Here is a 21,602-nt window from a genome sequence, read left to right on the forward strand (position 1 = left end):
GCCCCCTGGCAGGGGGCCGCCGCCTTCACTTCCGCCTGGTGACGCGGCCGCTCAGCTGAAGGAGTCGCCGCAGGCGCAGGAACCCGTCGCGTTCGGGTTGTCGATCGTGAAGCCCTGCTTCTCGATGGTGTCCACGAAGTCGATGGTGGCGCCGCCCAGGTACGGAGCGCTCATCCGGTCGGTGACGACCTTGACCCCGCCGAAGTCCTTCTCCACGTCGCCGTCGAGCGAGCGCTCGTCGAAGAAGAGCTGGTAGCGCAGGCCGGAGCAGCCGCCGGGCTGGACGGCGACGCGCAGGGCGAGGTCGTCACGGCCTTCCTGGTCGAGCAGCGCCTTCACCTTGGACGCGGCGGCGTCGGTCACGATGATGCCGTCGGTGACGGTGGTGGTCTCGTCCGATACGGACATCTACATCTCTCCCGGGTTGTACGGAGACTGCTTGCCGACGGTTGCAACCGGCGGGGACGCGGATTCATTCCGGGCCGGGCCCGTGTCTTTTCTCCTTGACGCCCTCTTCATGCTCGCACATGCCCCGGCGGGCGCACAGCAGTCGTGGACAGCCGGACAACGGCGTTCGACAGCGAGGTGTCAGGATTCACGTCACACCGACACTATGGCCATCGTCAAACTGACGTGAAGCGGTTATGATAGATAGCGTCATTCCGACGAAAAGTCGAGAAGATGTCCCGAATGTCCCGCCGGCCCGGCTCCCCCGGGTCGGCGAGCCGCAGAACAGAAAGGGTGCGTGTCGTGACCACCGCCCAGACCCAGGAGCTCGACGTACAGCCGACGCCCCTCGCCCTGCTGCTCCTCGGCCGTGAGGCCGACCCGAAGAGCGAGCGCGGCGTCGAGTGTCCCGGTGACCTGCCGTCGCCGTCCGACCCGGACCTGGTGGAGCGCGCCCGCGCGGCCAAGGAGAAGCTGGGCGACAAGGTCTTCGTGCTCGGCCACCACTACCAGCGCGACGAGGTCATCCAGTTCGCGGACGTCACGGGTGACTCCTTCAAGCTGGCCAGGGACGCGGCCGCGCGCCCCGAGGCCGAGTACATCGTCTTCTGCGGTGTGCACTTCATGGCCGAGTCCGCGGACATCCTGACCGGCGACGACCAGAAGGTCGTGCTGCCGGACCTGGCCGCCGGCTGCTCGATGGCCGACATGGCGACGGCGGAGCAGGTCGCCGAGTGCTGGGACGTGCTGACCGAGGCCGGGATAGCCGAGCAGGTCGTGCCCGTCTCGTACATGAACTCGTCCGCCGACATCAAGGCGTTCACCGGCAAGCACGGCGGCACCATCTGCACCTCGTCCAACGCCCAGCGGGCGCTGGACTGGGCGTTCGAGCAGGGCGAGAAGGTGCTGTTCCTGCCCGACCAGCACCTCGGCCGGAACACCGCCGTGCGGGACATGGGCATGTCCCTCGACGACTGTGTGCTCTACAACCCCCACAAGCCGAACGGCGGTCTGACCGCCGACGAGCTGCGGGCCGCCAAGATGATCCTGTGGCGCGGCCACTGCTCGGTGCACGGCCGCTTCAGCCTCGACTCGGTCGACGACGTCCGCGCGCGCATCCCCGGCGTGAACGTATTGGTCCACCCCGAGTGCAAGCACGAGGTGGTGTCGGCCGCGGACTACGTCGGCTCGACGGAGTACATCATCAAGACCCTGGAGGCCGCGCCCGTCGGCTCCAAGTGGGCCATCGGCACCGAGCTGAACCTGGTCCGCCGGCTGGCGAACCGTTTCGCGCCGGAGGGCAAGGAGATCGTCTTCCTGGACCGCACGGTGTGCTTCTGCTCGACCATGAACCGCATCGACCTCCCCCACCTGGTGTGGACCCTGGAGTCCCTGGCCGAGGGCAACCTGGTCAACCGGATCGAGGTCGACAAGGAGACCGAGGCGTTCGCGAAGCTGGCGCTGGAGCGGATGCTGGCGCTGCCGTAGCCTCCGGCACCGCACATGCGTGAAGGGGGCCGCACCCGGCAGGTGCGGCCCCCTTCGTCATGCGGTCAGACCTGCGCCGGCTCCGGCTCCGGCTCCGCCGGGGTATGCGGCTTCGCCTCCCGCTTGACCGCCCGCTTCTTCGCACGGCGCTCCTTGCGGAGCTCCAGCATCGCGTAGAGCGTCGGGACCAGCAGCAGGGTCAGCAGGGTGGAGCTGATCAGGCCGCCGATCACGACCACCGCCAGCGGCTGGGCTATGAAGCCACCCTCGCCGGTGATGCCCAGGGCCATCGGGAGCAGGGCGAAGATGGTCGCCAGGGCGGTCATCAGGATCGGGCGGAGCCGGTGACGGCCACCCTCGACCACGGCCTCGACGACGCCGTAACCCTGCTTGCGGTACTGGTTGATGAGGTCGATCAGCACGATCGCGTTGGTCACCACGATGCCGATCAGCATCAGCATGCCGATCATCGCCGGGATGCCCATCGGGGTGCCGGTAAGGAGCAGCAGGCCGATCGCGCCCGTCGCGGCGAACGGGATGGAGACCAGCAGGATCAGCGGCTGGACCAGCGACCGGAATGTCGCGACCAGCAGCATGAAGACGATCGCGATGGCCGCCAGCATGGCCAGGGCCAGGTTGGTCTGGGCCTCGTCCTGGTCCTCGGAGACGCCGCCGATCTGGGCGGTGGCGCCCTCAGGGAGGTCCAGCTTGTCGAGCTTCCTCTGCAGTTCGTTGCTGATCGCGCCCGTGTCCTCGCCGGTCGGCCTGGCGGTGACGGTCGCCGCCCGCTGACCGTCGATCCGGGTCATGGAGACCGGCCCGTCCACCTGCTTCACGGTCGCGATGTCACCCAGCTGCACCGCGCCCAACGGGAGCCTGCGCAGCTCGGCGATGGTGTCGACCGGGTTCGCGGACGTGATGACGATGTCGCGCTCGGTGTCGTCCAGCGTCGCCTTGCCCGCCGTGGTGCCGCGCACCGCCTGGGCCACGGCCGCGCCCAGCGTCTGCCCGTCGAACCCGGCGGCGGCCGCCGAGGGCTTGGCCGTTACGGAGATGCGCGGGACGCTCTGCGCCAGATCGCTGGTGACGTCCGTGACATCGTCCAGCCCCGCCACCGTCTTCCGGACCTCCTCGGCGGCCTGCCGCAGCACGTCCGCGTCGGCCGCCTTCACGACCACACTGAGGTCCTGACTGCCGAAGCCGTCACCGATCGAGACAGTGGTCGTGCCGACGCCGTCGAGCTTCTTCAGGCCGGCGTCGATGCGGTCCTGGACGTCCGCGGACGAGGCCGAGTCCTCCAGCATCACCGAGTACGAGGCCTGATTGGTGTCGGTGCCACCGCCGAAGGCGGCCATGAAGCCGGAGGAGCCGACCGTCACCTGGTAGTCCTTGACACCCTCGGTGCCGGTGAGCAGCTTCTCGACCTTCTTCGCCTGGGCGTCGGTCGCCGCCAGGCTGGTGCCGGGCTTCAGCTCCTGCTTGACGGTGAGGACCGCCTGCTCGCCCTGGTCGAAGAAGTTGGTCTTCAGCAGCGGCGCCATGCCGAAGGTGCCGAGCAGGACCACGACCGCGATGGCCACGCTGGTCAGCCGGCGCCGGGTGGCGAAGCGCAGGACGGGGACGTAGAACCGCTGGAGCTTGCTGCGGGCCTCCTTCTCCTCCGCGAGCCGGCGTGCCTCCTCGGCGTCCTCGGGGGTGCCCTTGGGGGCGCGCAGGAACCAGTACGACAGGACCGGTACGACCGTCAGCGAGACCAGCAGCGACGCCAGCAGGGCGGCCGTGACGGTCAGCGAGAACGAGCCGAACAGCTCGCCCACCATGCCACCGACCAGACCGATCGGCAGGAACACGGCGACCGTGGTGAGCGTCGAGGACGTCACCGCGCCCGCGACCTCGCGGACGGCGTTCAGGATGGCCGACTGGCGCTCCTCGCCGTAGCCGAGGTGGCGCTTGATGTTCTCCAGCACCACGATCGAGTCGTCGACGACCCGGCCGATGGCGATGGTCAGGGCGCCCAGCGTGAGCATGTTCAGGGACAGGTCCCGCGTCCACAGCACGATCAGGGCCAGCACGACGGAGAGCGGGATGCTCACCGCGGTGACCAGGGTGGAGCGGATCGACGCCAGGAAGACCAGGATCACCAGGACCGCGAAGACCAGGCCGAGCGCGCCCTCCGTGGTGAGGCCCTTGATGGACTTGGACACCGCGGGGCCCTGGTCGCTGACGACCGTGACGGCGGCGCCGGAACCGAGGTCCGCCCGCATGCCGGGCAGCTTCTCCTGGACCTCGTCGGAGATGGCGACCGCGCTGCCGTCACGGTCCATGGTGACGGCGACGGCGACGCTGGGCCTGCCGTTGGTCCGGGTGAGGGACTCGGCCCTGGCCTGCTTCTCGGTCACCTCCGCGACCGCGCCGAGACGCACGGGCCTGTCGGCGCCCTCGCCGGTGACCCTCAGGTCCTCGATCTGCTTCAGCGAGGTGAACGGACCGCCGACCTGCACCGTGCGGTTGCCGCCGTCCTCGTCGAAGGAGCCGGCCGGGACGGTGGCGCCGCCCGCCTGGAGGGCCTGCACGAGGCTCTGGACGGTGAGACCGGCGCGGGCCAGCTTGCGGTCGTCCGGCGTGACCGCGACCTGGAGGTCCCGCACACCGTCGACCGAGACCTGGCCGACGCCGTCGATCTCCTTGAGGGCCGGTACGACGGTCCGGTCCAGCCGGTCGGCCAGCGCCTGCTGGTCCTCGTCGGAGGTGACGGCGAGGACGACAGCCGGGATGTCGTCCGTCGATCCGGCGACGACCTGCGGGTCGACGTCGTCCGGGAGCTGCACGCGGGCCCGGTTGACGGCCTGCTGGACGTCGGCGACGAGCTGGTCGGTGTTGTTGCCGTAGTCGAAGGACGCCATGATCACGGCGTTGCCCTCGCTCGCCGTCGAGGTGACGCCGGTGATGCCGTCGACGGCTTCGAGGTTGTCCTCGAGGGGCTCGACAACCTGCTTCTCGACCACGTCCGGGGACGCGCCCTGGTACGGGGCGAGGACCGACACCACGGGCAGTTCGATGGTGGGCAGCAGCTGCTGCTTGAGCTGTGGGATCGCGATCGCCCCGAAGGCGAGCGCGATGATCGACATCAGCCCTATCAGGGCCCGTTGCGCGAGGCTGAATCTTGACAGCCAGGACATGGGTCAGCGTCTCTCTTCTGTGGCCTGGAGCGGAAGCACCGGGCACATGTGAGCGCCCGTACCTACACCCTGGGCCATCGCCGGACGGCGATCCCTCGCCCCTGGGACCATTTCTTGTCCCTCGCCTACTCCCGCCGCAGTACGGCGGACCGGGGTCAGTCCACCCTCGGACGTACCAGCCCCGTCTCGTACGCGATCACCACGAGCTGCGCCCGGTCGCGGGCGCCCAGCTTGGCCATGGCCCGGTTGACGTGCGTCTTCACCGTCAGCGGGCTGACCTCCAGGCGCTCGGCGATCTCGTCGTTGGAATGCCCGCCCGCGACCTGGACCAGTACCTCGCGCTCGCGCACGGTCAGCGCGGCGAGGCGCTCGGCGCGGTCCGGGTCGCGCTCGACGTCGTGGCTGTCGCCGCCCTGGGCGAGGAAGCGGGCGATCAGGCCCTTGGTGGCCGCCGGGGAGAGCAGCGCCTCGCCGCCGGCCGCGACCCGGATGGCGGTGAGCAGTTCCTCCGGTTCGGAGCCCTTGCCGAGGAAGCCGGAGGCGCCCGCGCGCAGCGACTGCACCACGTAGTCGTCGACCTCGAAGGTGGTCAGGATGACGATCCGGACATGGGCGAGGTCGGGGTCGGAGCTGATCAGACGGGTGGCGGCGAGGCCGTCGGTGCCCGGCATCCGGATGTCCATCAGGACGACGTCGGCGCGCTGCTCCTTCGCCAGCCGTACCGCCTCCGCCCCGTCGGACGCCTCGCCGACCACCTCCATGTCGGGCTCGGAGTCGACGAGCACGCGGAAGGCGCTTCGCAGCAGCGCCTGGTCGTCGGCGAGCAGGACACGGATCGTCATACGGGGTCCTTCGCTGGGGCGGCGCGGGTCTTGACCGGCAGGATCGCATGCACGCGGAAGCCGCCGCCGTAGCGGGGACCGGTGGTGAGGGTGCCGCGCAGGGCGGTGACGCGCTCGCGCATGCCGAGCAGTCCGTGGCCGCCGCCCGGGACGGGGCCGTCGTCGTCGCCTGAGCCGTTGTCCAGGACGGTGATCTCGATGTTCGCGCCCACCCGTACGACGCTGACCTCGGCCCTGGCGGCCGTACCGGCGTGCTTCTGGACGTTGGTGAGTGCTTCCTGGATGACGCGGTAGGCGGCCAGGTCGACGGCGGCGGGGAGGCTGGTGCCGTGGTCGGCGCGGGCGACCTCGACGTGCAGGCCGGCGCTGCGGAAGGTGCCGACGAGTTCCTCGATGCGGTCCAGGCCGGGGGCGGGTTCGGTCGGGGCCTCCGGGTCGTCGGACTGGCGGAGCAGGCCGACCGTGGCGCGCAGCTCGTTGAGCGCGGAACGGCTGGCCTCCCGTACGTGCGCGAGGGCCTCCTTGGCCTGGTCGGGACGCTTGTCCATGACGTGCGCGGCGACCCCGGCCTGCACGTTGACCAGGGCGATGTGGTGGGCGACCACGTCGTGCAGGTCCCGGGCGATGCGCAGGCGCTCCTCGGCGACCCGGCGGCGGGCCTCCTCCTCGCGGGTGCGTTCGGCCTTCTCGGCCCGCTCGCGGATCGCCTGCACGAAGTCGCGGCGGCTGCGGACCGCGTCGCCCCCGGCCGCGGCCATGCCGGTCCAGGCGAAGACGGCGAGGTTCTCCTGGGCGTACCAGGGCAGTGGGCCCGCGAGCATGGCGGCGCCGGTCAGCACGCTCATGGTGAGCAGGCCGACGCGCCAGGTGGTGGAGCGGTCGGTGGTGGCGGCGACGGTGTAGAGGGCGACGACGGCGGCCATGGCGACCGGGGCCCTGGGGTCGCCGGTGACGAACTCGACGACCGAGAAGGTGCTGGTGAGGGCGAGGACCCTGAGCGGGGAGCGGCGGCGGAACACCAGGGCCGCGGCGGCGAGCACCATGAGGACGAGGCTGAGGGCGTCCGGGGTGCGCAGCACCCAGTCGACGCCGTGCTTGTCACGCGGGTCCACGAAGGACCCGGCCACCATGCAGGCCAGTACGCCGGCCGCCAGCGCCGCGTCCAGCGCCGTGGGGTGCGCCTTCAGACGGCGCCGGGCGCTTTCGAGGGTGCTCACGGCTGTCAACGGTACGGGCACCCCGGGGTGCGGGGAACGGGGGCCGACCGTGCTCGTGCCGTTCGGCCGGCCCGGTGCGTCAGGCCCCGGGGATCAGGCCGTCGTCGCTGAGCAGTTCGCGGACCTCCTCCAGGGTCGCGTCGGAGGAGGGGAGGATCAGTTCCGAGGGTTCGAGGGAGTCGTCCGGCAGGGGCTCGCCCAGTTCACGGACCTTGGTGAGGAGGGCCTGGAGGGTGCGGCGGAAGCCGGGGCCGTCGCCGTTGTCCATCTCCGCCAGGAGCTCGTCGTCCAGCTCGCTCAGCTCGGTGAGGTGGCTGTCCGCCAGCCTCACCTGCCCCTCCCCCATGATCCGTACGATCATGTCGCCCTCCGGTGAGTGACTACTGCTTGTCGAAGCGCGGGGTGTCCTGCGGCTGCTGCTGCGACTGGGGCTGGTCCTTGCCGCCCTCGATGGCCTGCTGGCCACCGCCGGTGCCTCCGGCCAGCTCCGCCTTCATGCGCTGCAGCTCCAGCTCCACGTCCGTACCACCGGAGAGGCGGTCCAGCTCGGCCTGGATGTCGTCCTTGGCCATGCCCGTGGGGTCGTCGAGAGCGCCGGAGGCGAGCAGTTCGTCGATCGCGCCGGCCCGGGCCTGGAGCTGGGCGGTCTTGTCCTCGGCGCGCTGGATGGCGAGCCCGACGTCGCCCATCTCCTCGGAGATGCCGGTGAAGGCCTCGCCGATGCGGGTCTGGGCCTGGGCCGCGGTGTACGTGGCCTTGATCGTCTCCTTCTTGGTGCGGAAGGCGTCGACCTTGGCCTGGAGGCGCTGGGCGGCCAGGGTGAGCTTCTCCTCCTCGCCCTGGAGCGTCGCGTGCTGCGTCTCGAGGTCCGTGACCTGCTGCTGGAGGGCGGCCCGGCGGGAGAGCGCCTCGCGGGCCAGGTCCTCACGGCCCAGCGCCAGCGCCTTGCGGCCCTGGTCCTCCAGCTTGGTCGACTGGGTCTGCAGCTGGTTCAGCTGGAGTTCCAGGCGCTTGCGCGAGGTGGCCACGTCCGCGACACCGCGGCGGACCTTCTGGAGCAGCTCCAGCTGCTTCTGGTACGAGTAATCGAGGGTCTCGCGCGGGTCCTCGGCCCGGTCAAGGGCCTTGTTCGCCTTCGCGCGGAAGATCATCCCCATACGCTTCATGACACCGCTCATGGGCTTCGCGCGCCCCCTTCTGACGGACTCCGGCTCCAGCTCTGCGACAGAACCCACAGTACGGGCCCTGCATCCATTACCGCACTGTTCGGGGACGGATGCGCTCATCCCCAAGGACGACTGAGTGCGCTCCCGCTCCGGCGTAGGGAGTAGGTGGTCCCCGGGTATGCCCCGGGGGATCCGGAGGGAACCGAGAGCGTACGCATCGTCCCCCTCTGTCCCCTTACAGACGACTGGTGTTGCGGGATCGTTCCCCGCGGGACTGGGGTCCATGCCCCTCGACCCCGTACCCTTGGGCTTTGTGTTCCGTAGCCGTGCCAAAGACGAGAAGGCCGCCACCGCCGCGCAGGCCCAGGTGACCAACTCCCAGCAGACCCGTGACCCGCAGGCCCCGAAGGGCCGGCCGACGCCCAAGCGCAGTGCGGCGCAGTCCCAGCGCCGCAGCGTCGCCAACACGTCGATGACGCGCAAGGAGGCCGCCAAGCGGCAGCGCGAGGATCGCCGTGCCGCCCTGGAGCGGCAGCGCCAGGCGCTGGCCGGTGGTGACGAGCGGTATCTGCCGGCGCGCGACAAGGGTCCGGTGCGCCGGTTCGCCCGTGACTTCGTCGACTCGCGGTTCAACATCGCGGAGTACTTCCTGCCGATGGCCGTGGTGATCCTCGTGCTGAGCATGGTGCGGGTGCAGTCGCTGCAGAGCATCGCGCTGCTGCTGTGGCTGGTCGTGATCGTGCTGATCGTCCTGGACTCGGTGGTCACCGGGTACCGGCTGAAGAAGCGGCTGGCCGAGCGCTTCCCCGACGAGAACAAGCGCGGCGCGGTCGCCTACGCCCTGATGCGCTCCCTCCAGATGCGCCGACTCCGGCTGCCCAAGCCGCAGGTCAAGCGCGGAGAGCGGCCCTGAGCGCGACGGCTTTCCCCGGGGGTGCGGCAAGGGCCTGGCTGGGCGGACTGGGCGGGCTGCGTGATGTCGTACGGCAGGAACTGGTGGCCCGGCAGCTCGACGAGCAGATAGCCGGGCGCTTCCCGGTCGGGCAGCGGCTGCGCGTGCTCGACGTGGGGATGGGCCAGGGCACGCAGGCGCTGCGACTGGCCCGTGCCGGACACCAGGTGACCGGCATAGAGAAGGACGCCACCATGCTCGCCGCGGCGCGGTCGGCGCTCGACGCGGAGCCGGAGGGGATCCGGGAGCGGGTGCGGCTCGTCGAGGGGGACGGCCGGGACACGGGGGTGCACTTCCTGCCCGGCAGTTTCGACCTCGTGCTCTGTCATGGCGTGCTCATGTACGTCGACGACCCCGATCCGCTGCTGGCCGGGCTGGCGCGGATGCTCGCCCCGGGCGGGCTGCTGTCGCTGCTGGTGCGCAACGGGGACGCGCTCGCCATCCGGCCGGGGCTGTCCGGCGACTGGGGCACGGCGCTCACCGCCTTCGACACCACCGAGTACCGCAACCGGCTGGGCCTCGACGTCCGCGCCGACCGCCTGGGCACGCTGACGGCCACGCTCGCCGGGATCGGGGCGCCGCTGCACGCCTGGTACGGCGTGCGGGTCTTCACCGACACCGCCGCCGACGGGGCGCAGGCGCCGGCCGACGTGGAGACGCTGCTGGCGGTGGAGGAACGGGCCGGGCGGACGGACCCGTACCGGGGGGTCGCGGCGCTGCTGCATCTGTGCGGGGTACGCGGCTAGGGCCTGCCGTCACCGTGCCGTCGTCCGCCCGGAGGGCGGGCCTCACGGCATCGGGCGCGTCTTACGACGTGCCGGACCCTGAGCCCGTTCGGGCGTACAGCGCGGGCCCGGGTGCGGGCCGTGGAGCCAGACTCGGGACATGGAAGCTCACCCTGTCCGGGTATCGCGCCGCGCCGTGGGCGCCCTGTGCTGCCTGCTCCTCGTCCCCGGCTGCACCGTGGGCGGGCCGGCGCCGGAGGCGGAGCGGACGACCGCTCGGGCCGCGGCGCCGATGGCGGCGAACGATCTGCAGAACGACTACCAGAAGGTGATCAAGAACGTCCTGCCGTCGGTCGTGCAGATCCAGGGCCGCAGCGAGCTGGGTTCCGGGGTGGTCTTCGACGACAAGGGCCACGTCGTCACCAACGCGCACGTCGTCGGTGACCAGCGGACGTTCCGGGTGACGACCGCCAACAGCGAGGACCAACTCGCGGCGCGGCTCGTCTCCTCGTACCCCGACCAGGACCTGGCCGTGGTGAAGCTGGACCGGCCTCCTCGGGGGCTGCGGCCGGCGGCGTTCGCGGACTCGGCGAAGGTCGAGGTCGGGCAGATCGTGCTGGCCATGGGGTCGCCGCTCGGGCTGTCGTCCAGCGTCACCCAGGGGATCGTCTCCGCGACCGGACGGACCGTCACGGGGCCCAGTGAGGGCGGCGTCTCGGGCGCGACGATCGCCAACATGGTGCAGACCTCGGCGGCCATCAACCCGGGCAACAGCGGGGGCGCCCTGGTGAACCTCGACGGACAGGTCGTCGGCATCCCGTCGCTCGCCGCGACCGACCCGAACCTCGGGGAGGGCGCGGCGCCCGGCATCGGGTTCGCGATCCCGGCGTCGACGGTGCGGGCGATCGCCGGTCAGATCGTCCGGGACGGCCGGGTGACCGACTCGGGGCGGGCGGCGCTCGGCATCACGGGCCGTACCGTCGTCGACGCCGACTACCGGGCCGACGGCGTGGCCGTCGTCGAGGCGCACCCGGGGGAAGCGGCGGCGAAGGCCGGTATCCGGGCCGGGGACATCATCACCGGGTTGGGTGACACGGAGATCACCAGCATCACCTCGCTCGCCGAGGCGCTGGCCACGCTGTCGCCGGGCGGGCGGACGACGGTGACGTTCACACGGAACGGCCAGGAGCGGACCGTCGAGGTGACGCTGGGCGAGCAGTAGCGGGCGGTGAGAAGGGCGGCCGTGCGGCCGCCCCGCCCCGTCAGGCCTGTTCCGCGTGCAGGCTCATCGGCCCGTAGACCTCGGTGGCGTCCTCGAACAGCCGCACCTGGTCCGCGCCTCCGGCGAGGAGGTCCTTCCAGTACTCCCCGAGCCAGGACTCGGCGTCGCCCTGCGTGGTGAACTCCTCGGGCTGCACCGCGGGCTGGACCTCCGTCCCGTCGGCCTTCTCGAACCGCCACGTCCATGCCGCCATGTACGCCTCCCAGCTGTCAGCACCTGCAGAGCCGGGCCGGATCTCACCCCGGCACCGGCCCCGAGCCTATGCGCTCCGCCGGGTGAGTCGTCATCAGACTGCGGGTGATCGGCCACATCGGGGGCCATGGGAGCCGGTCGGGCCCTCCCGGGCGCGCATGACGGGCGGCGACCGGCGAAAATCGGATCGTGGAACTGACTCTGCTCGGCACCGGCGCCCCCGCGGGACTTCCCCGCCCCGACTGTCCCTGTGCGGCGTGCGCGACCGCGCTCGGTGCCGACGCGCGGGCGGCGACGGCCGTGCTCGTGGACGGGGCGCTGCTGCTCGACCTGACGCCCGGCGCGGCGTTCGCGGCGGCGCGGGCGGGGCAGTCGCTCGCGGGGGTACGGCAGGTGTTGCTGTCGCATCCGCACAACGGGCCGCCGGTGGAGGTGCCGGCCGGGCTTCCGCAGCCGGGGCGGGTGCCGGACGGGCGGGAGTTGGCGCTTCTGACGGGGCATCGGGTGCGGGCGCTGGCGATGGACTCGCCGGGGACGGGATACGCGGTCACCGGGCCGGACGGGAAGCGGTTGCTGTATCTGCCGCCGGGTTGCGCGCCGGCCGGGCTGGAGGAGGGGACCGCGTCGGCCGAGCCGTACGACATGGTGCTCGTGGACGTCGTGGGGCGGCCGGACGCCCTGGCGCGGCTGCGGGCGGTGGGGGCGGTCGGGCCCACGACGGACGTCGTCGCCGTGCACCTGGACCACGACGTGCCGCCCGGGCCCGAGGTGCGGCGGCGGCTCGCCGCGGCGGGGGCGCGGGCCGTGCGGGACGGGGCGACCCTGGCGGTCGGGGCGTACGAGAACGTCCCGGACGTGCCGCGCCGGACGCTGGTGCTGGGCGGGGCGCGGTCGGGCAAGTCGGTGGAGGCGGAGCGGCGCCTCGAGGCGTTCCCCGACGTGCTGTACGTCGCGACGGGCGGGATCCGTAACGGGGACGGCGAGTGGGCGGAGCGGGTGGCCGCGCACCGGGAGCGGCGGCCGGGGTCGTGGCGGACGGTGGAGACGTGCGACCTGGTGCCGCTGCTCGCGCAGGAGGGACCGCCGCTGCTGATCGACTGCCTGTCGCTGTGGCTGACGGACGCGATGGACGCCGTGGGCGCGTGGGACGACGCGGAGTGGGCCGACGGCGGCGAGAAGGCGCTGCGCGAACGGGTGCACGCGCTGACGGACGCGCTCCGGTGCACCCGCCGGGCGGTGGTCGCCGTGTCCAACGAGGTGGGCTCCGGCATCGTCCCGGCCACCGCGTCCGGGCGGCGCTACCGGGACGAACTCGGCCGTCTGAACGCGGCGTTCGCGGCCGAGTGCGAGCAGGTGCTGCTGGTGGTGGCGGGGCAGGCCGTGGTGCTGCGGGGGTGACGGGGCCGCGCCCCCGACTCCGCCCTAGGGCAGCGGGTTCTTGCGGGCGATCACCCGGTACGCGTTGGAGAAGCCGGTGCGGCGGGCCAGGGGCGCCAGGGTGTGGTCCAGGGCCGTGGCCGTCAGGCGTACCGGGGCGGTCGCGGCCGTCAGGGCCGCGCGCGCGGTGAGCTGGAGGACCGTCGGCGGGGAGGCGCGCCAGGGGGTGTCGGGGGACGGGAGGGCCTGGGAGAGGGCCCGGGCCGCCGCCGTGGCCAGGTCGGCGGGGATGTGGGGAGCCGCCTCGTCCGTGCTGAGGATCGTGCAGTTGCCGTCCTCCAGGGCCTTGTGGACGTTGGCCGGCGGGAGCAGATGGAGCTGGCGGGGCTGGGCGTGGGCGGGCCACCACTTGCCGAGGAGCGCGGCGAAGGCGCTGTGCGGGTTGGCCAGTTCCAGGACGAGGTGGCCGCCGGGGCGCAGGGCCGCGATCGCCGCCTTGAGTTCCTCACGGGGCGACGGCGCCCGTTCCAGCTGGTGGAAGACGCTCACCACGTCGTAGCGGGAGCGCAGCCGGCCCAGCAGGCCGGGGGTGGTGAGGTGGCCGACGTAGGCATCCTCCACGCGTTCCGTCGCGCGGGCGCGCAGCACCCGCGGGGTGGGGTCCGTGCCGTCGAAGGACGTGTACGGGAGCAACTCCTGCGCGGCGGCCGGGAAGTCACCGTCGCCCGTGCCGACGTCCAGCCAGCTCTCCGGTTCCACGAGGTGCAGCATCGCCCGGACCCGCTCGCGGTTGCGGCGGCGTGAGGGCGGGCTCTCGTACCCGTCCCGGTCCCGGTGGTAGAAGGCCATGCCCTCGGGCGTGAGGCCGGGGTTCTGGAAGACGTGCGCGCAGTCCTCGCACTCCTCGACGGTGAACGTGCCGGGCTTGCCCTGGATCACGTCGGGTGCCCTGAGGCGGACGCGCAGGCGCTGCCCGCCGCACCAGGGACAGCTCTCCCGGCGCGGCGCGTGGAAGCGCTCGGTGCCCTGGGCGAGTTCGGCGAGGTACTTGGCACGGCGCAGGTCGATCGCCGGCGAGGCGGAGGGGGCGGACGACGACATGGGCGACTCCCGGGGCGCGACGGACAGGGCGGGGAGGGACGTACGACAATCCGCTGCAAACCGGAACGTATGGGATCCCGATCTTGGGTGCAACGACGTGGTGGGTTAGTGGCCGCCATTTGGCGCCGTCCCGTTCGACCGGGGCCGGTACTGTTCGGCGAATGAGCTCGCTGAATCTCGACGACTTCACCGATCTGATCGAGCGCCCCGACGGCGGGGTGCGCCGCGGCGCGGAGGCGCGCCGGGAGCGTCAGGTCGTGCCGCCCGGTTCGCTGGGGCGCCTCGACGACCTGGGTGAATGGCTGGCCGCGGCGCAGGGTGCCGTACCGGTGCGGCCGGTCGAACGGCCGCGGGTGGTGCTGTTCGCCGGTGACCACGGCGTGGCGGAGCTGGGGGTGTCGGCGCGGCCCGCGGGGAGCGCCGTGGAACTGGTGCGCGACGTACTGGAGGGCGGCCGGCCGGTGTCGGTGCTCGCCCGGCGGCTCGACGTGCCGGTGCGGGTCGTGGACCTGGCGCTGGACTGCGATCCGCAGGCCCTGCCCGAGGACGTGGTCAGGCACCGGGTACGGCGCGGCAGCGGACGGATCGACATCGAGGACGCGCTGACGGTTGAGGAGGCCGAGGCGGCGTTCCGGGCCGGGGTCGCTGTCGCCGACGAGGAGGCCGACTCCGGTACGGATCTGGTGGTGCTCGGCGATGTGAGCGTGGGCGGCACCACGGTGGCCGGGGTGCTGGTCGCCGCGCTGTGCGGGACCGACGCGTCCGTGGTGACCGGGCGGGGCGGGCTCGCGATCGACGACCTCGTGTGGATGCGCAAGTGCGCGGCGATCCGGGACGCGTTGCGGCGGGCGCGGCCGGTGCTCGGGGACCAGTTGCAGTTGCTGGCCACGGTCGGCGGGGCGGACGTCGCCGCGATGACCGGGTTCCTGCTCCAGTGCGCCGTGCGGAAGACGCCGGTGATCCTGGACGGCGTCGTGGCCGCCGCGTGCGCGCTGGTGGCCCAGCGGGTCGCGTTCCGGGCGCCGGACTGGTGGCTGGCCGGGCACGACAGCGGGGAGCCGGGACAGGCCAAGGCGCTGGACCGGATGGCGCTGGAGCCGCTGCTCGACCACGGCGTGCGGGCCGGCGAGGGCACCGGAGGCCTGCTGGCGCTGCCCCTGGTGCAGGCCGCGGCGGCGCTCGCGGCGGAGCTGCCCGTCAAGCCCGAGGAGCCCGTCAAGCCCGGGGAGCCCGCGGAGCCCGCGGAGCCCGGGGAGAAGCAGTCAGCCGACGAGCCGGAGGCGGTGTAGCGGACGCCCGGGAGCCGCGCCCGACGAACCCGTTCGCCCGCCGGGCCCGCGCCGAACGGGGCCGCTGCGCCGGATGGTCCGGAGAAGACTGCACGCGGCGGGCGCGGGCCGTGGCGATGACGCTCACGGCCGGCCGTGTGCCTCACCGCCGTGCCGCGCCTCGCGCGCGTTCGGCCCCTGGGACCACCGCTTCGTGCAGAACACCGGGACGGTCCGCGTCGACGGCCTCGCCGTGTCAGCGGCTCTCCAGGGCGCGGGTGCGTTCCGGGTCGGGCGTGCCGCCGAGCCAGTCCTGAAATCTGCGGGTGGGGCCCAGCCAGCGGCGGTCGTGGTGGTAGGCGCGCAGGCGTGACCTGGCCCGGGCACGGGGGCGCCGGCGGTAGAGGCGCCTGGCCCAGGGCGAGCCGGGGCGGGCCAGCCGGATCGCGCCGAACAGGGCGATGAACGGGACGATCACACCGAGGATCGCCACCCGGGCCTTGCCCTTGGCGAGGGCGACGAGCGAGAGGACGAAGTTGGCGGCCACCGTGGAGATCACCGAGCCCCGGCCCTGGAGCTCGTCCTGGTCGAGGTCGTTGACGCCGAACGGCGCGAGTCCGGCCACCCACAGGCCGACCAGGGCGGCGGTGAGCACGACCGCCTCCACGCTCTGGCGGCCCTCCTCGGTCCAGTACACGTCCGCCAGGTGCAGGATCAGGGCGAACTCGTCCAGCACCAGGCCCGCGCCGATCCCGAAGATCACGGCCGAGAGGTAGGACCCGAAGCCGTGCCGGCCGCCGGCCACCGCGCCGAAGCCGCCGACGAGGGTGAGGACGACGCCGGGCACCACGTGGTGGACGTGCACGCCACCCGTGCTGACGTTGCGGAAGGGGCCCCGGTCCGCCCGGATCATGCGGGTGATGAGCCGGGTGATCAGGAAGGTCAGCACGAAGGCGGTGAGGGCGAGCAGCAGGGGGAGCTTGCCGGGCTCGATGATGTTGCGTTCCAGCCAGTTCCCCATAGGTCCAAGTTTGCCCAGGATTGCGACGAGATGCTCCGTGAGCGGTCGCGTAACCTGCCCGGATGCCCCTGCTCCCGCCCCCGCACGGCCTCCGTTTCGCCTTCGGCACCCTCACCGTCCTGCCGGTACGGGTGACGCGCTGGGACCGGGAAGCCGCGCGCGGCGGGATGCTCCGCGCGCCGCTCGCCGGTCTCGTCGTCGGCCTCTGCGCGGCCGGTGCGGGTCTGCTGCTGCTGTTCCTCGGCGCCAGTCCGCCGCTCGCCGCCGTCGCGAGTGCCGCCGTCCCCGCCGTGCTCACCCGTGGCCTGCATCTGGACGGGCTGGCCGACACGGCGGACGGCCTGGGCAGCGGCAAGCCCGCCGAGGACGCGCTGCGCATCATGAAGCAGTCCGACATCGGGCCGTTCGGGGTGCTCACCCTGGTCTTCGTCCTGCTGGCCCAGGTGGCGGCCCTTGCGCAGCTCTACGACGGCTCCTGGGCCCGGGGCGCGCTCGCCGCCGTCGTCGCGGGAACCGCCGCCCGGCTGGCGCTGACGCTGGCCGCCCGCGCCGGGATACCGCCCGCCCGGCCGGAGGGGCTGGGCGCGGCCGTCGCCGGAGTCGTCCCGGTGCGCGGCGCGGTGGGCGTCGCCCTGGCGGTGACCGGCGCCGCGGCGGCGGGTGGGGCGCTGCTCGGGACGTACGGCATCGTGCGCGCCGCTCTCGCGGTGGTCGCCTCCGCCGCCGTGGCCGAGGTGCTGCTGCGGCACTGCGTGCGCCGGTTCGGCGGGGTCACCGGCGATGTGTTCGGCGCCCTCTCCGAGACGGCGGCGACGACGGCACTGCTGGTGCTCGTCCTGGCGTGAGGTCCCTCAGCGGGACCGGCGCCGGACCCCCAGTTCGTACTTCTTCAGCAGCGAGCTCAGCTTCAGCCGGCGGGACTCGGCGCAGAAGCGGTCGGTGGGCAGTTCGCACTCGGCGTGGAAGACCGCCTTGCCCGCCTTCACGAAGGGGGTAGCGGTGAGCGTCCGGCTCACCCGAACCCGATGAGTGTGACTCAGGTCATGGAGTGCGAGGATCGGTGATGGCGACGACGCCACTCGCAGGTGAACGCCCGTAGGAATGCTCGAACAGACACCGGGCGTAGGCTCGTGCGCGGTCGATACCGGACCAGGTACAGAGTCCACTGCACGAGCGATCCAAGGGTCGGCTGTCGGGCCCGGTCGGCCCACCCCTCGGCCATAGGAACTTCACATCGGAAGCGAGATTTCACCACCGTGACTGCTCTCACTCTCAGCACCGCCGCGGCGCCCGGCCTGCGGGCCGACGCGATCGTGATCGGTGTCGCCAAGGGCGACAAGGGCCCCGTCGTCGCACCGGGCGCCGAGGCCGTTGACAAGGCGTACGACGGCGGACTCGCCGGCGTCCTGGAGACCCTCGGTGCCTCCGGCGCCGAGGGCGAGGTGACGAAGCTGCCCGCCCCGGCCGGATTCAAGGCACCGCTCGTCGTGGCGGTGGGCCTCGGCGCCCGACCGGACAAGGACGCGGAGTACGGCGCGGAGGCGCTGCGCCGGGCCGCCGGGGCCGCCGCCCGCGCGCTGGCCGGCGCCAAGAAGGCCGCCTTCGCGCTGCCCGTCGAGGACTCGGCCTCCGTCGGCGCGATCGGTGAGGGCGCGCTGCTCGGCGCGTACTCCTTCGACGCCTACAAGGAGAACGGCCAGGCGGCCGCCGCCAAGGACAAGAAGAACGGCAAGGCCCCGCTCGCCGAGGTCACCGTGCTCGGCGCCAAGCCGCGCGACAAGGCGCACAAGCTGGCGGTGGAGCGCGCCACGGCCGTGGCCGAGGAGCTCAACCGCGCCCGCGACCTGGTCAACACCCCGCCCAACGACCTCAACCCCGAGGCGTTCGCCGCCGTCGCGCAGGCCGCGGCCAAGGAGCACGGCATCAAGGTGCAGGTGCTCGACGAGAAGGCGCTGACCAAGGGCGGCTACGGCGGCATCCTGGGCGTCGGGGCCGGCTCGGCGTCGGCGCCGCGGCTGGTGAAGCTCTCGTACACGTCCTCGAAGGCGAAGAAGCACCTCGCGTTCGTGGGCAAGGGCATCACCTACGACTCGGGCGGCATCTCGCTGAAGCCGGCCGGTCACAACGAGACGATGAAGTGCGACATGAGCGGGGCGGCGGCCGTGTTCGCGGCCGTCGTCGCGGCCGCGCGGCTCGGTCTCGAGGTCAACGTCACCGGCTGGCTGGCGCTGGCCGAGAACATGCCGTCCGGCTCCGCCACGCGCCCCGGCGACGTGCTGCGGATGTACAGCGGCAAGACGGTCGAGGTGCTGAACACCGACGCCGAGGGCCGGCTGGTGCTGGCGGACGCCCTGTGGGCGGCCTCGCAGGAGAAGCCGGACGCGCTGGTGGACGTGGCGACCCTGACCGGGGCGATGGTGCTGGCGCTGGGCAACCGGACGTTCGGCGTGATGGCCAACGACGACGCGTTCCGCTCCGTGGTGCACGAGGCCGCGGAGGAGGTCGGTGAGGCCGCGTGGCCGATGCCGCTGCCCGAGCACCTGCGCAAGGGGATGGACTCGCCCACCGCCGACCTCGCCAACATGGGTGAGCGGATGGGCGGCGGGCTGGTCGCCGGCCTCTTCCTGCGGGAGTTCGTCGGCGAGGGGATCACCTGGGCGCACCTCGACATCGCCGGGCCCGCCTTCAACGAGCAGGGACCGTTCGGGTACACGCCGAAGGGTGGTACGGGGTCGGGTGTGCGGACGCTGGTGCGGCTGGCCGAGCTGACGGCCACGGGTGACCTGGGCTGACGTCCGCCCACTGAGTCGTGACCGACTGTCGTGTCACGGGTGCGGGTGAGCTGTGGCTGGTCGCGCAGTTCCCCGCACCCCCTCCGGCGACGTCCTTCCCGTCCGTCGACAGGCGACGCCTCACGCATGTGACAGCTGAGCGTGCGACTTATCACACCCCGGCCCCGCGTCTCGTCCGGTGCCGACAGGTGCGAAGATGGGGCTCGGCAGGACAGGGCCCCACCGAAGGGCCGAAGTACAGCGGCCGGACACCAGCCGCCAGCCGGTCGTCGTCGACCGGCGTACGGCGCACATGCATGGAGGACGTGACGTGGCGAACGACGCCAGCACCGTTTTCGACCTAGTGATCCTCGGCGGTGGCAGCGGTGGTTACGCCGCGGCCCTGCGCGGGGCTCAGCTGGGCCTGGACGTCGCCCTGATCGAGAAGGACAAGGTCGGCGGCACCTGCCTGCACCGGGGTTGCATCCCCACCAAGGCCCTGCTGCACGCGGGCGAGATCGCCGACCAGGCCCGCGAGAGCGAGCAGTTCGGCGTCAAGGCCACGTTCGAGGGCATCGACGTCGCCGGGGTCCACAAGTACAAGGACGAGGTGATCTCGGGCCTGTACAAGGGTCTGCAGGGCCTCGTCGCGTCCCGGAAGGTGACCTACATCGAGGGTGCGGGACGACTGTCCTCCCCGACCTCGGTGGACGTCAACGGTCAGCGCGTCCAGGGCCGCCACGTCCTGCTGGCGACCGGTTCCGTGCCGAAGTCGCTGCCGGGCCTGGAGATCGACGGCGACCGGATCATCTCCTCGGACCACGCCCTCGTCCTGGACCGCGTGCCGAAGTCGGCGATCGTGCTCGGCGGCGGTGTCATCGGCGTCGAGTTCGCCTCCGCCTGGAAGTCCTTCGGCACCGACGTCACGGTCATCGAGGGCCTCAAGCACCTCGTCCCGGTCGAGGACGAGAACAGCTCCAAGCTTCTTGAGCGCGCCTTCCGCAAGCGCGGCATCAAGTTCAACCTGGGCACCTTCTTCCAGAAGGCCGAGTACACGGCCGACGGTGTCAAGGTCACCCTCGCCGACGGCAAGGAGTTCGAGGCCGAGGTCCTGCTGGTCGCGGTCGGCCGCGGCCCGGTCTCGCGGGGCCTGGGCTACGAGGAGGCCGGGGTCGCCATGGACCGCGGTTACGTCCTCGTCGACGAGTACATGCGGACCAACGTCCCGACGATCTCGGCGGTCGGTGACCTGGTCCCGACGCTCCAGCTCGCGCACGTCGGCTTCGCCGAGGGCATCCTGGTTGCGGAGCGGCTGGCCGGTCTGAAGGTCGTCCCGATCGACTACGACGGTGTCCCCCGGGTGACGTACTGCCACCCCGAGGTCGCCTCCGTGGGCATCACCGAGGCCAAGGCCAAGGAGGTCTACGGCGCGGACAAGGTCGTCGCCCTGAAGTACAACCTGGCGGGCAACGGCAAGAGCAAGATCCTGAAGACCGCGGGCGAGATCAAGCTCGTCCAGGTCAAGGACGGTGCGGTGGTCGGCGTGCACATGGTCGGCGACCGTATGGGCGAGCAGGTCGGCGAGGCCCAGCTGGTCTACAACTGGGAGGCGCTGCCGGCCGAGGTCGCCCAGCTCATCCACGCCCACCCGACGCAGAACGAGGCGCTCGGCGAGGCGCACCTGGCGCTGGCCGGCAAGCCCCTGCACTCCCACGACTGACCCCTAGGTCACTGGGCGCGACGACACAGACTTCCGCAATTCGTAAGGAGCAACCGAAACCATGGCGGTTTCCGTAACCCTTCCGGCGCTCGGCGAGAGCGTCACCGAGGGCACCGTCACCCGCTGGCTGAAGGCCGAGGGTGAGCGCGTAGAGGCCGACGAGCCCCTGCTCGAAGTCTCCACCGACAAGGTCGACACCGAGATCCCGGCCCCGGCCGCCGGTGTCCTGGCCTCCATCAAGGTCGCCGAGGACGAGACCGTCGAGGTCGGCGCCGAGCTGGCCGTCATCGACGACGGCACCGGTGCGCCGGCCGCCGCTCCGGCTCCGGCCGCCGAGCAGCCCGCCGCGCCGGCCGAGGAGCCGGCCCCGCAGGCCCAGCCGTCCACCGAGCAAGCCGCCCCCGCGCCGGCGCCCACCGCCGAGGCCACGGCCGGCGGCGGTTCCGCCGAGGGCACGGACGTGGTCCTGCCCGCGCTCGGCGAGTCCGTCACCGAGGGCACCGTCACCCGCTGGCTGAAGTCGGTCGGCGACAGCGTCGAGGCCGACGAGCCGCTGCTGGAGGTGTCCACCGACAAGGTCGACACCGAGATCCCGGCGCCCGCCTCGGGCGTGCTGCTGGAGATCACCGTCGGCGAGGACGAGACGGCCGAGGTCGGCGCCAAGCTGGCCGTCATCGGCGCCCCGGGTGCGGCTCCGGCCGCCGCCCCGGCTCCCGCCGCCCCGGCTCCGGCGCCCGCCGCCGAGACCCCGGCCGCGCCCGCCGCTCCGCCGGCACCGGCCGCTCCGGCCCCGGCCGCCCAGGCCCCGGCCCCCGCGGCTCCCGCCGTCCCGGCCCAGCCCGCGGCTCCGGCCC

Annotated in this window: 19 protein-coding genes and 1 pseudogene; 10 read left to right on the forward strand and 10 right to left on the reverse strand. The window is 72.4% G+C overall.

The window, feature by feature from the left end:
* Positions 1 to 51: 51 nt before the first annotated feature.
* Positions 52 to 408, reverse strand: coding sequence for an iron-sulfur cluster assembly accessory protein (locus AB0O67_RS28610; protein WP_365455958.1), 357 nt, complete (start codon positions 406 to 408; stop codon positions 52 to 54).
* Between the two features lie 342 nt (positions 409 to 750).
* On the opposite strand from AB0O67_RS28610, the gene nadA reads away from it, so the two are divergent.
* On the forward strand, positions 751 to 1,935 hold the full coding sequence (nadA, locus tag AB0O67_RS28615; RefSeq protein ID WP_365455961.1) for a quinolinate synthase NadA: 1,185 nt from the start codon (positions 751 to 753) through the stop codon (positions 1,933 to 1,935).
* Between the two features lie 65 nt (positions 1,936 to 2,000).
* Here nadA and AB0O67_RS28620 read toward each other — a convergent pair whose 3' ends face one another.
* From AB0O67_RS28620 to AB0O67_RS28640, 5 genes are all read right to left on the reverse strand, one after another.
* Complete coding sequence (locus tag AB0O67_RS28620) at positions 2,001 to 5,114, reverse strand: efflux RND transporter permease subunit (protein ID WP_365455964.1); 3,114 nt, start codon at positions 5,112 to 5,114, stop codon at positions 2,001 to 2,003.
* Between the two features lie 155 nt (positions 5,115 to 5,269).
* Positions 5,270 to 5,956 carry a response regulator transcription factor gene (locus tag AB0O67_RS28625; protein ID WP_365455967.1) on the reverse strand — a complete coding sequence of 229 codons (687 nt, stop codon included), beginning with the start codon at positions 5,954 to 5,956 and terminating at the stop codon, positions 5,270 to 5,272.
* The gene (locus tag AB0O67_RS28630) at positions 5,953 to 7,173 is read right to left on the reverse strand and encodes a sensor histidine kinase (RefSeq protein WP_365455970.1); all 1,221 of its coding nucleotides are present in this window, start codon (positions 7,171 to 7,173) and stop codon (positions 5,953 to 5,955) included. The genes AB0O67_RS28625 and AB0O67_RS28630 overlap by 4 nt, the downstream gene beginning before the upstream one ends.
* Positions 7,174 to 7,252: 79 nt before the next feature.
* Complete coding sequence (locus AB0O67_RS28635; RefSeq protein WP_365455973.1) at positions 7,253 to 7,534, reverse strand: hypothetical protein; 282 nt, start codon at positions 7,532 to 7,534, stop codon at positions 7,253 to 7,255.
* Positions 7,535 to 7,553: 19 nt separating this feature from the next.
* Positions 7,554 to 8,330, reverse strand: a complete 777-nt coding sequence (locus tag AB0O67_RS28640; RefSeq protein ID WP_365456011.1) for a PspA/IM30 family protein — start codon at positions 8,328 to 8,330, stop codon at positions 7,554 to 7,556.
* A gap of 292 nt (positions 8,331 to 8,622) precedes the next feature.
* Between AB0O67_RS28640 and AB0O67_RS28645 the strand changes: the two genes are divergently transcribed.
* The 3 genes from AB0O67_RS28645 (at position 8,623) to AB0O67_RS28655 (ending at position 11,238) form a co-directional block, all read left to right on the forward strand.
* The gene (locus AB0O67_RS28645) at positions 8,623 to 9,252 is read left to right on the forward strand and encodes a DUF3043 domain-containing protein (RefSeq protein ID WP_365455976.1); all 630 of its coding nucleotides are present in this window, start codon (positions 8,623 to 8,625) and stop codon (positions 9,250 to 9,252) included.
* An 83-nt stretch (positions 9,253 to 9,335) separates the two neighbouring features.
* Positions 9,336 to 10,037 carry a methyltransferase domain-containing protein gene (locus tag AB0O67_RS28650; RefSeq protein ID WP_365455979.1) on the forward strand — a complete coding sequence of 234 codons (702 nt, stop codon included), beginning with the start codon at positions 9,336 to 9,338 and terminating at the stop codon, positions 10,035 to 10,037.
* Positions 10,038 to 10,176: 139 nt separating this feature from the next.
* Complete coding sequence (locus AB0O67_RS28655) at positions 10,177 to 11,238, forward strand: trypsin-like peptidase domain-containing protein (RefSeq protein WP_365455982.1); 1,062 nt, start codon at positions 10,177 to 10,179, stop codon at positions 11,236 to 11,238.
* Between the two features lie 40 nt (positions 11,239 to 11,278).
* Here AB0O67_RS28655 and AB0O67_RS28660 read toward each other — a convergent pair whose 3' ends face one another.
* Positions 11,279 to 11,491, reverse strand: coding sequence for a hypothetical protein (locus AB0O67_RS28660; protein ID WP_365455985.1), 213 nt, complete (start codon positions 11,489 to 11,491; stop codon positions 11,279 to 11,281).
* A gap of 188 nt (positions 11,492 to 11,679) precedes the next feature.
* Here AB0O67_RS28660 and AB0O67_RS28665 point away from each other — a divergent pair, with 188 nt between their 5' ends.
* Positions 11,680 to 12,888 carry a bifunctional adenosylcobinamide kinase/adenosylcobinamide-phosphate guanylyltransferase gene (locus AB0O67_RS28665; protein ID WP_365455988.1) on the forward strand — a complete coding sequence of 403 codons (1,209 nt, stop codon included), beginning with the start codon at positions 11,680 to 11,682 and terminating at the stop codon, positions 12,886 to 12,888.
* Positions 12,889 to 12,912: 24 nt separating this feature from the next.
* Here AB0O67_RS28665 and AB0O67_RS28670 read toward each other — a convergent pair whose 3' ends face one another.
* On the reverse strand, positions 12,913 to 13,968 hold the full coding sequence (locus AB0O67_RS28670) for a class I SAM-dependent methyltransferase (protein WP_365455991.1): 1,056 nt from the start codon (positions 13,966 to 13,968) through the stop codon (positions 12,913 to 12,915).
* A gap of 161 nt (positions 13,969 to 14,129) precedes the next feature.
* On the opposite strand from AB0O67_RS28670, the gene cobT reads away from it, so the two are divergent.
* Positions 14,130 to 15,257 carry a nicotinate-nucleotide--dimethylbenzimidazole phosphoribosyltransferase gene (gene cobT / locus AB0O67_RS28675; RefSeq protein ID WP_365455994.1) on the forward strand — a complete coding sequence of 376 codons (1,128 nt, stop codon included), beginning with the start codon at positions 14,130 to 14,132 and terminating at the stop codon, positions 15,255 to 15,257.
* 235 nt (positions 15,258 to 15,492) lie between these two features.
* Here the strand turns inward: cobT and AB0O67_RS28680 are convergent, their stop codons facing one another.
* A complete protein-coding gene (locus AB0O67_RS28680) occupies positions 15,493 to 16,257 on the reverse strand; it encodes a hypothetical protein (RefSeq protein ID WP_365455997.1) in 765 nt (254 codons plus the stop codon).
* Positions 16,258 to 16,319: 62 nt separating this feature from the next.
* On the opposite strand from AB0O67_RS28680, the gene AB0O67_RS28685 reads away from it, so the two are divergent.
* Complete coding sequence (locus AB0O67_RS28685; RefSeq protein ID WP_365456000.1) at positions 16,320 to 17,102, forward strand: adenosylcobinamide-GDP ribazoletransferase; 783 nt, start codon at positions 16,320 to 16,322, stop codon at positions 17,100 to 17,102.
* A 6-nt stretch (positions 17,103 to 17,108) separates the two neighbouring features.
* Here the strand turns inward: AB0O67_RS28685 and AB0O67_RS28690 are convergent.
* Positions 17,109 to 17,252: pseudogene (locus tag AB0O67_RS28690) on the reverse strand (endo alpha-1,4 polygalactosaminidase); the annotation flags it as partial.
* 261 nt (positions 17,253 to 17,513) lie between these two features.
* Here AB0O67_RS28690 and AB0O67_RS28695 point away from each other — a divergent pair.
* From AB0O67_RS28695 to AB0O67_RS28705, 3 genes are all read left to right on the forward strand, one after another.
* Positions 17,514 to 19,049 carry a leucyl aminopeptidase gene (locus AB0O67_RS28695; RefSeq protein WP_365456002.1) on the forward strand — a complete coding sequence of 512 codons (1,536 nt, stop codon included), beginning with the start codon at positions 17,514 to 17,516 and terminating at the stop codon, positions 19,047 to 19,049.
* A 310-nt stretch (positions 19,050 to 19,359) separates the two neighbouring features.
* The gene (lpdA, locus tag AB0O67_RS28700) at positions 19,360 to 20,748 is read left to right on the forward strand and encodes a dihydrolipoyl dehydrogenase (protein ID WP_365456005.1); all 1,389 of its coding nucleotides are present in this window, start codon (positions 19,360 to 19,362) and stop codon (positions 20,746 to 20,748) included.
* Positions 20,749 to 20,809: 61 nt separating this feature from the next.
* Positions 20,810 to 21,602 (forward strand): biotin/lipoyl-containing protein (locus AB0O67_RS28705; protein ID WP_365456008.1); only part of this gene is annotated, 793 nt, incomplete at its 3' end.

Source organism: Streptomyces sp. NPDC086077, assembly GCF_040686175.1.
GTDB lineage: Bacteria > Actinomycetota > Actinomycetes > Streptomycetales > Streptomycetaceae > Streptomyces.

Excerpts from the sequence above, each read along its gene's own strand:
- AB0O67_RS28640 (WP_365456011.1), bottom strand. The coding sequence starts at position 8,330 with ATGGGGATGATCTTCCGCGCGAAGGCGAACAAGGCCCTTGACCGGGCC.
- AB0O67_RS28685 (WP_365456000.1), top strand. The coding sequence starts at position 16,320 with ATGCCCCTGCTCCCGCCCCCGCACGGCCTCCGTTTCGCCTTCGGCACC.
- AB0O67_RS28635 (WP_365455973.1), bottom strand. The coding sequence starts at position 7,534 with ATGATCGTACGGATCATGGGGGAGGGGCAGGTGAGGCTGGCGGACAGC.
- AB0O67_RS28660 (WP_365455985.1), bottom strand. The coding sequence starts at position 11,491 with ATGGCGGCATGGACGTGGCGGTTCGAGAAGGCCGACGGGACGGAGGTC.
- AB0O67_RS28655 (WP_365455982.1), top strand. The coding sequence starts at position 10,177 with ATGGAAGCTCACCCTGTCCGGGTATCGCGCCGCGCCGTGGGCGCCCTG.
- AB0O67_RS28670 (WP_365455991.1), bottom strand. The coding sequence starts at position 13,968 with ATGTCGTCGTCCGCCCCCTCCGCCTCGCCGGCGATCGACCTGCGCCGT.
- AB0O67_RS28680 (WP_365455997.1), bottom strand. The coding sequence starts at position 16,257 with ATGGGGAACTGGCTGGAACGCAACATCATCGAGCCCGGCAAGCTCCCC.
- AB0O67_RS28620 (WP_365455964.1), bottom strand. The coding sequence starts at position 5,114 with ATGTCCTGGCTGTCAAGATTCAGCCTCGCGCAACGGGCCCTGATAGGG.
- AB0O67_RS28625 (WP_365455967.1), bottom strand. The coding sequence starts at position 5,956 with ATGACGATCCGTGTCCTGCTCGCCGACGACCAGGCGCTGCTGCGAAGC.
- AB0O67_RS28610 (WP_365455958.1), bottom strand. The coding sequence starts at position 408 with ATGTCCGTATCGGACGAGACCACCACCGTCACCGACGGCATCATCGTG.
- AB0O67_RS28645 (WP_365455976.1), top strand. The coding sequence starts at position 8,623 with ATGCCCCTCGACCCCGTACCCTTGGGCTTTGTGTTCCGTAGCCGTGCC.
- cobT (WP_365455994.1), top strand. The coding sequence starts at position 14,130 with ATGAGCTCGCTGAATCTCGACGACTTCACCGATCTGATCGAGCGCCCC.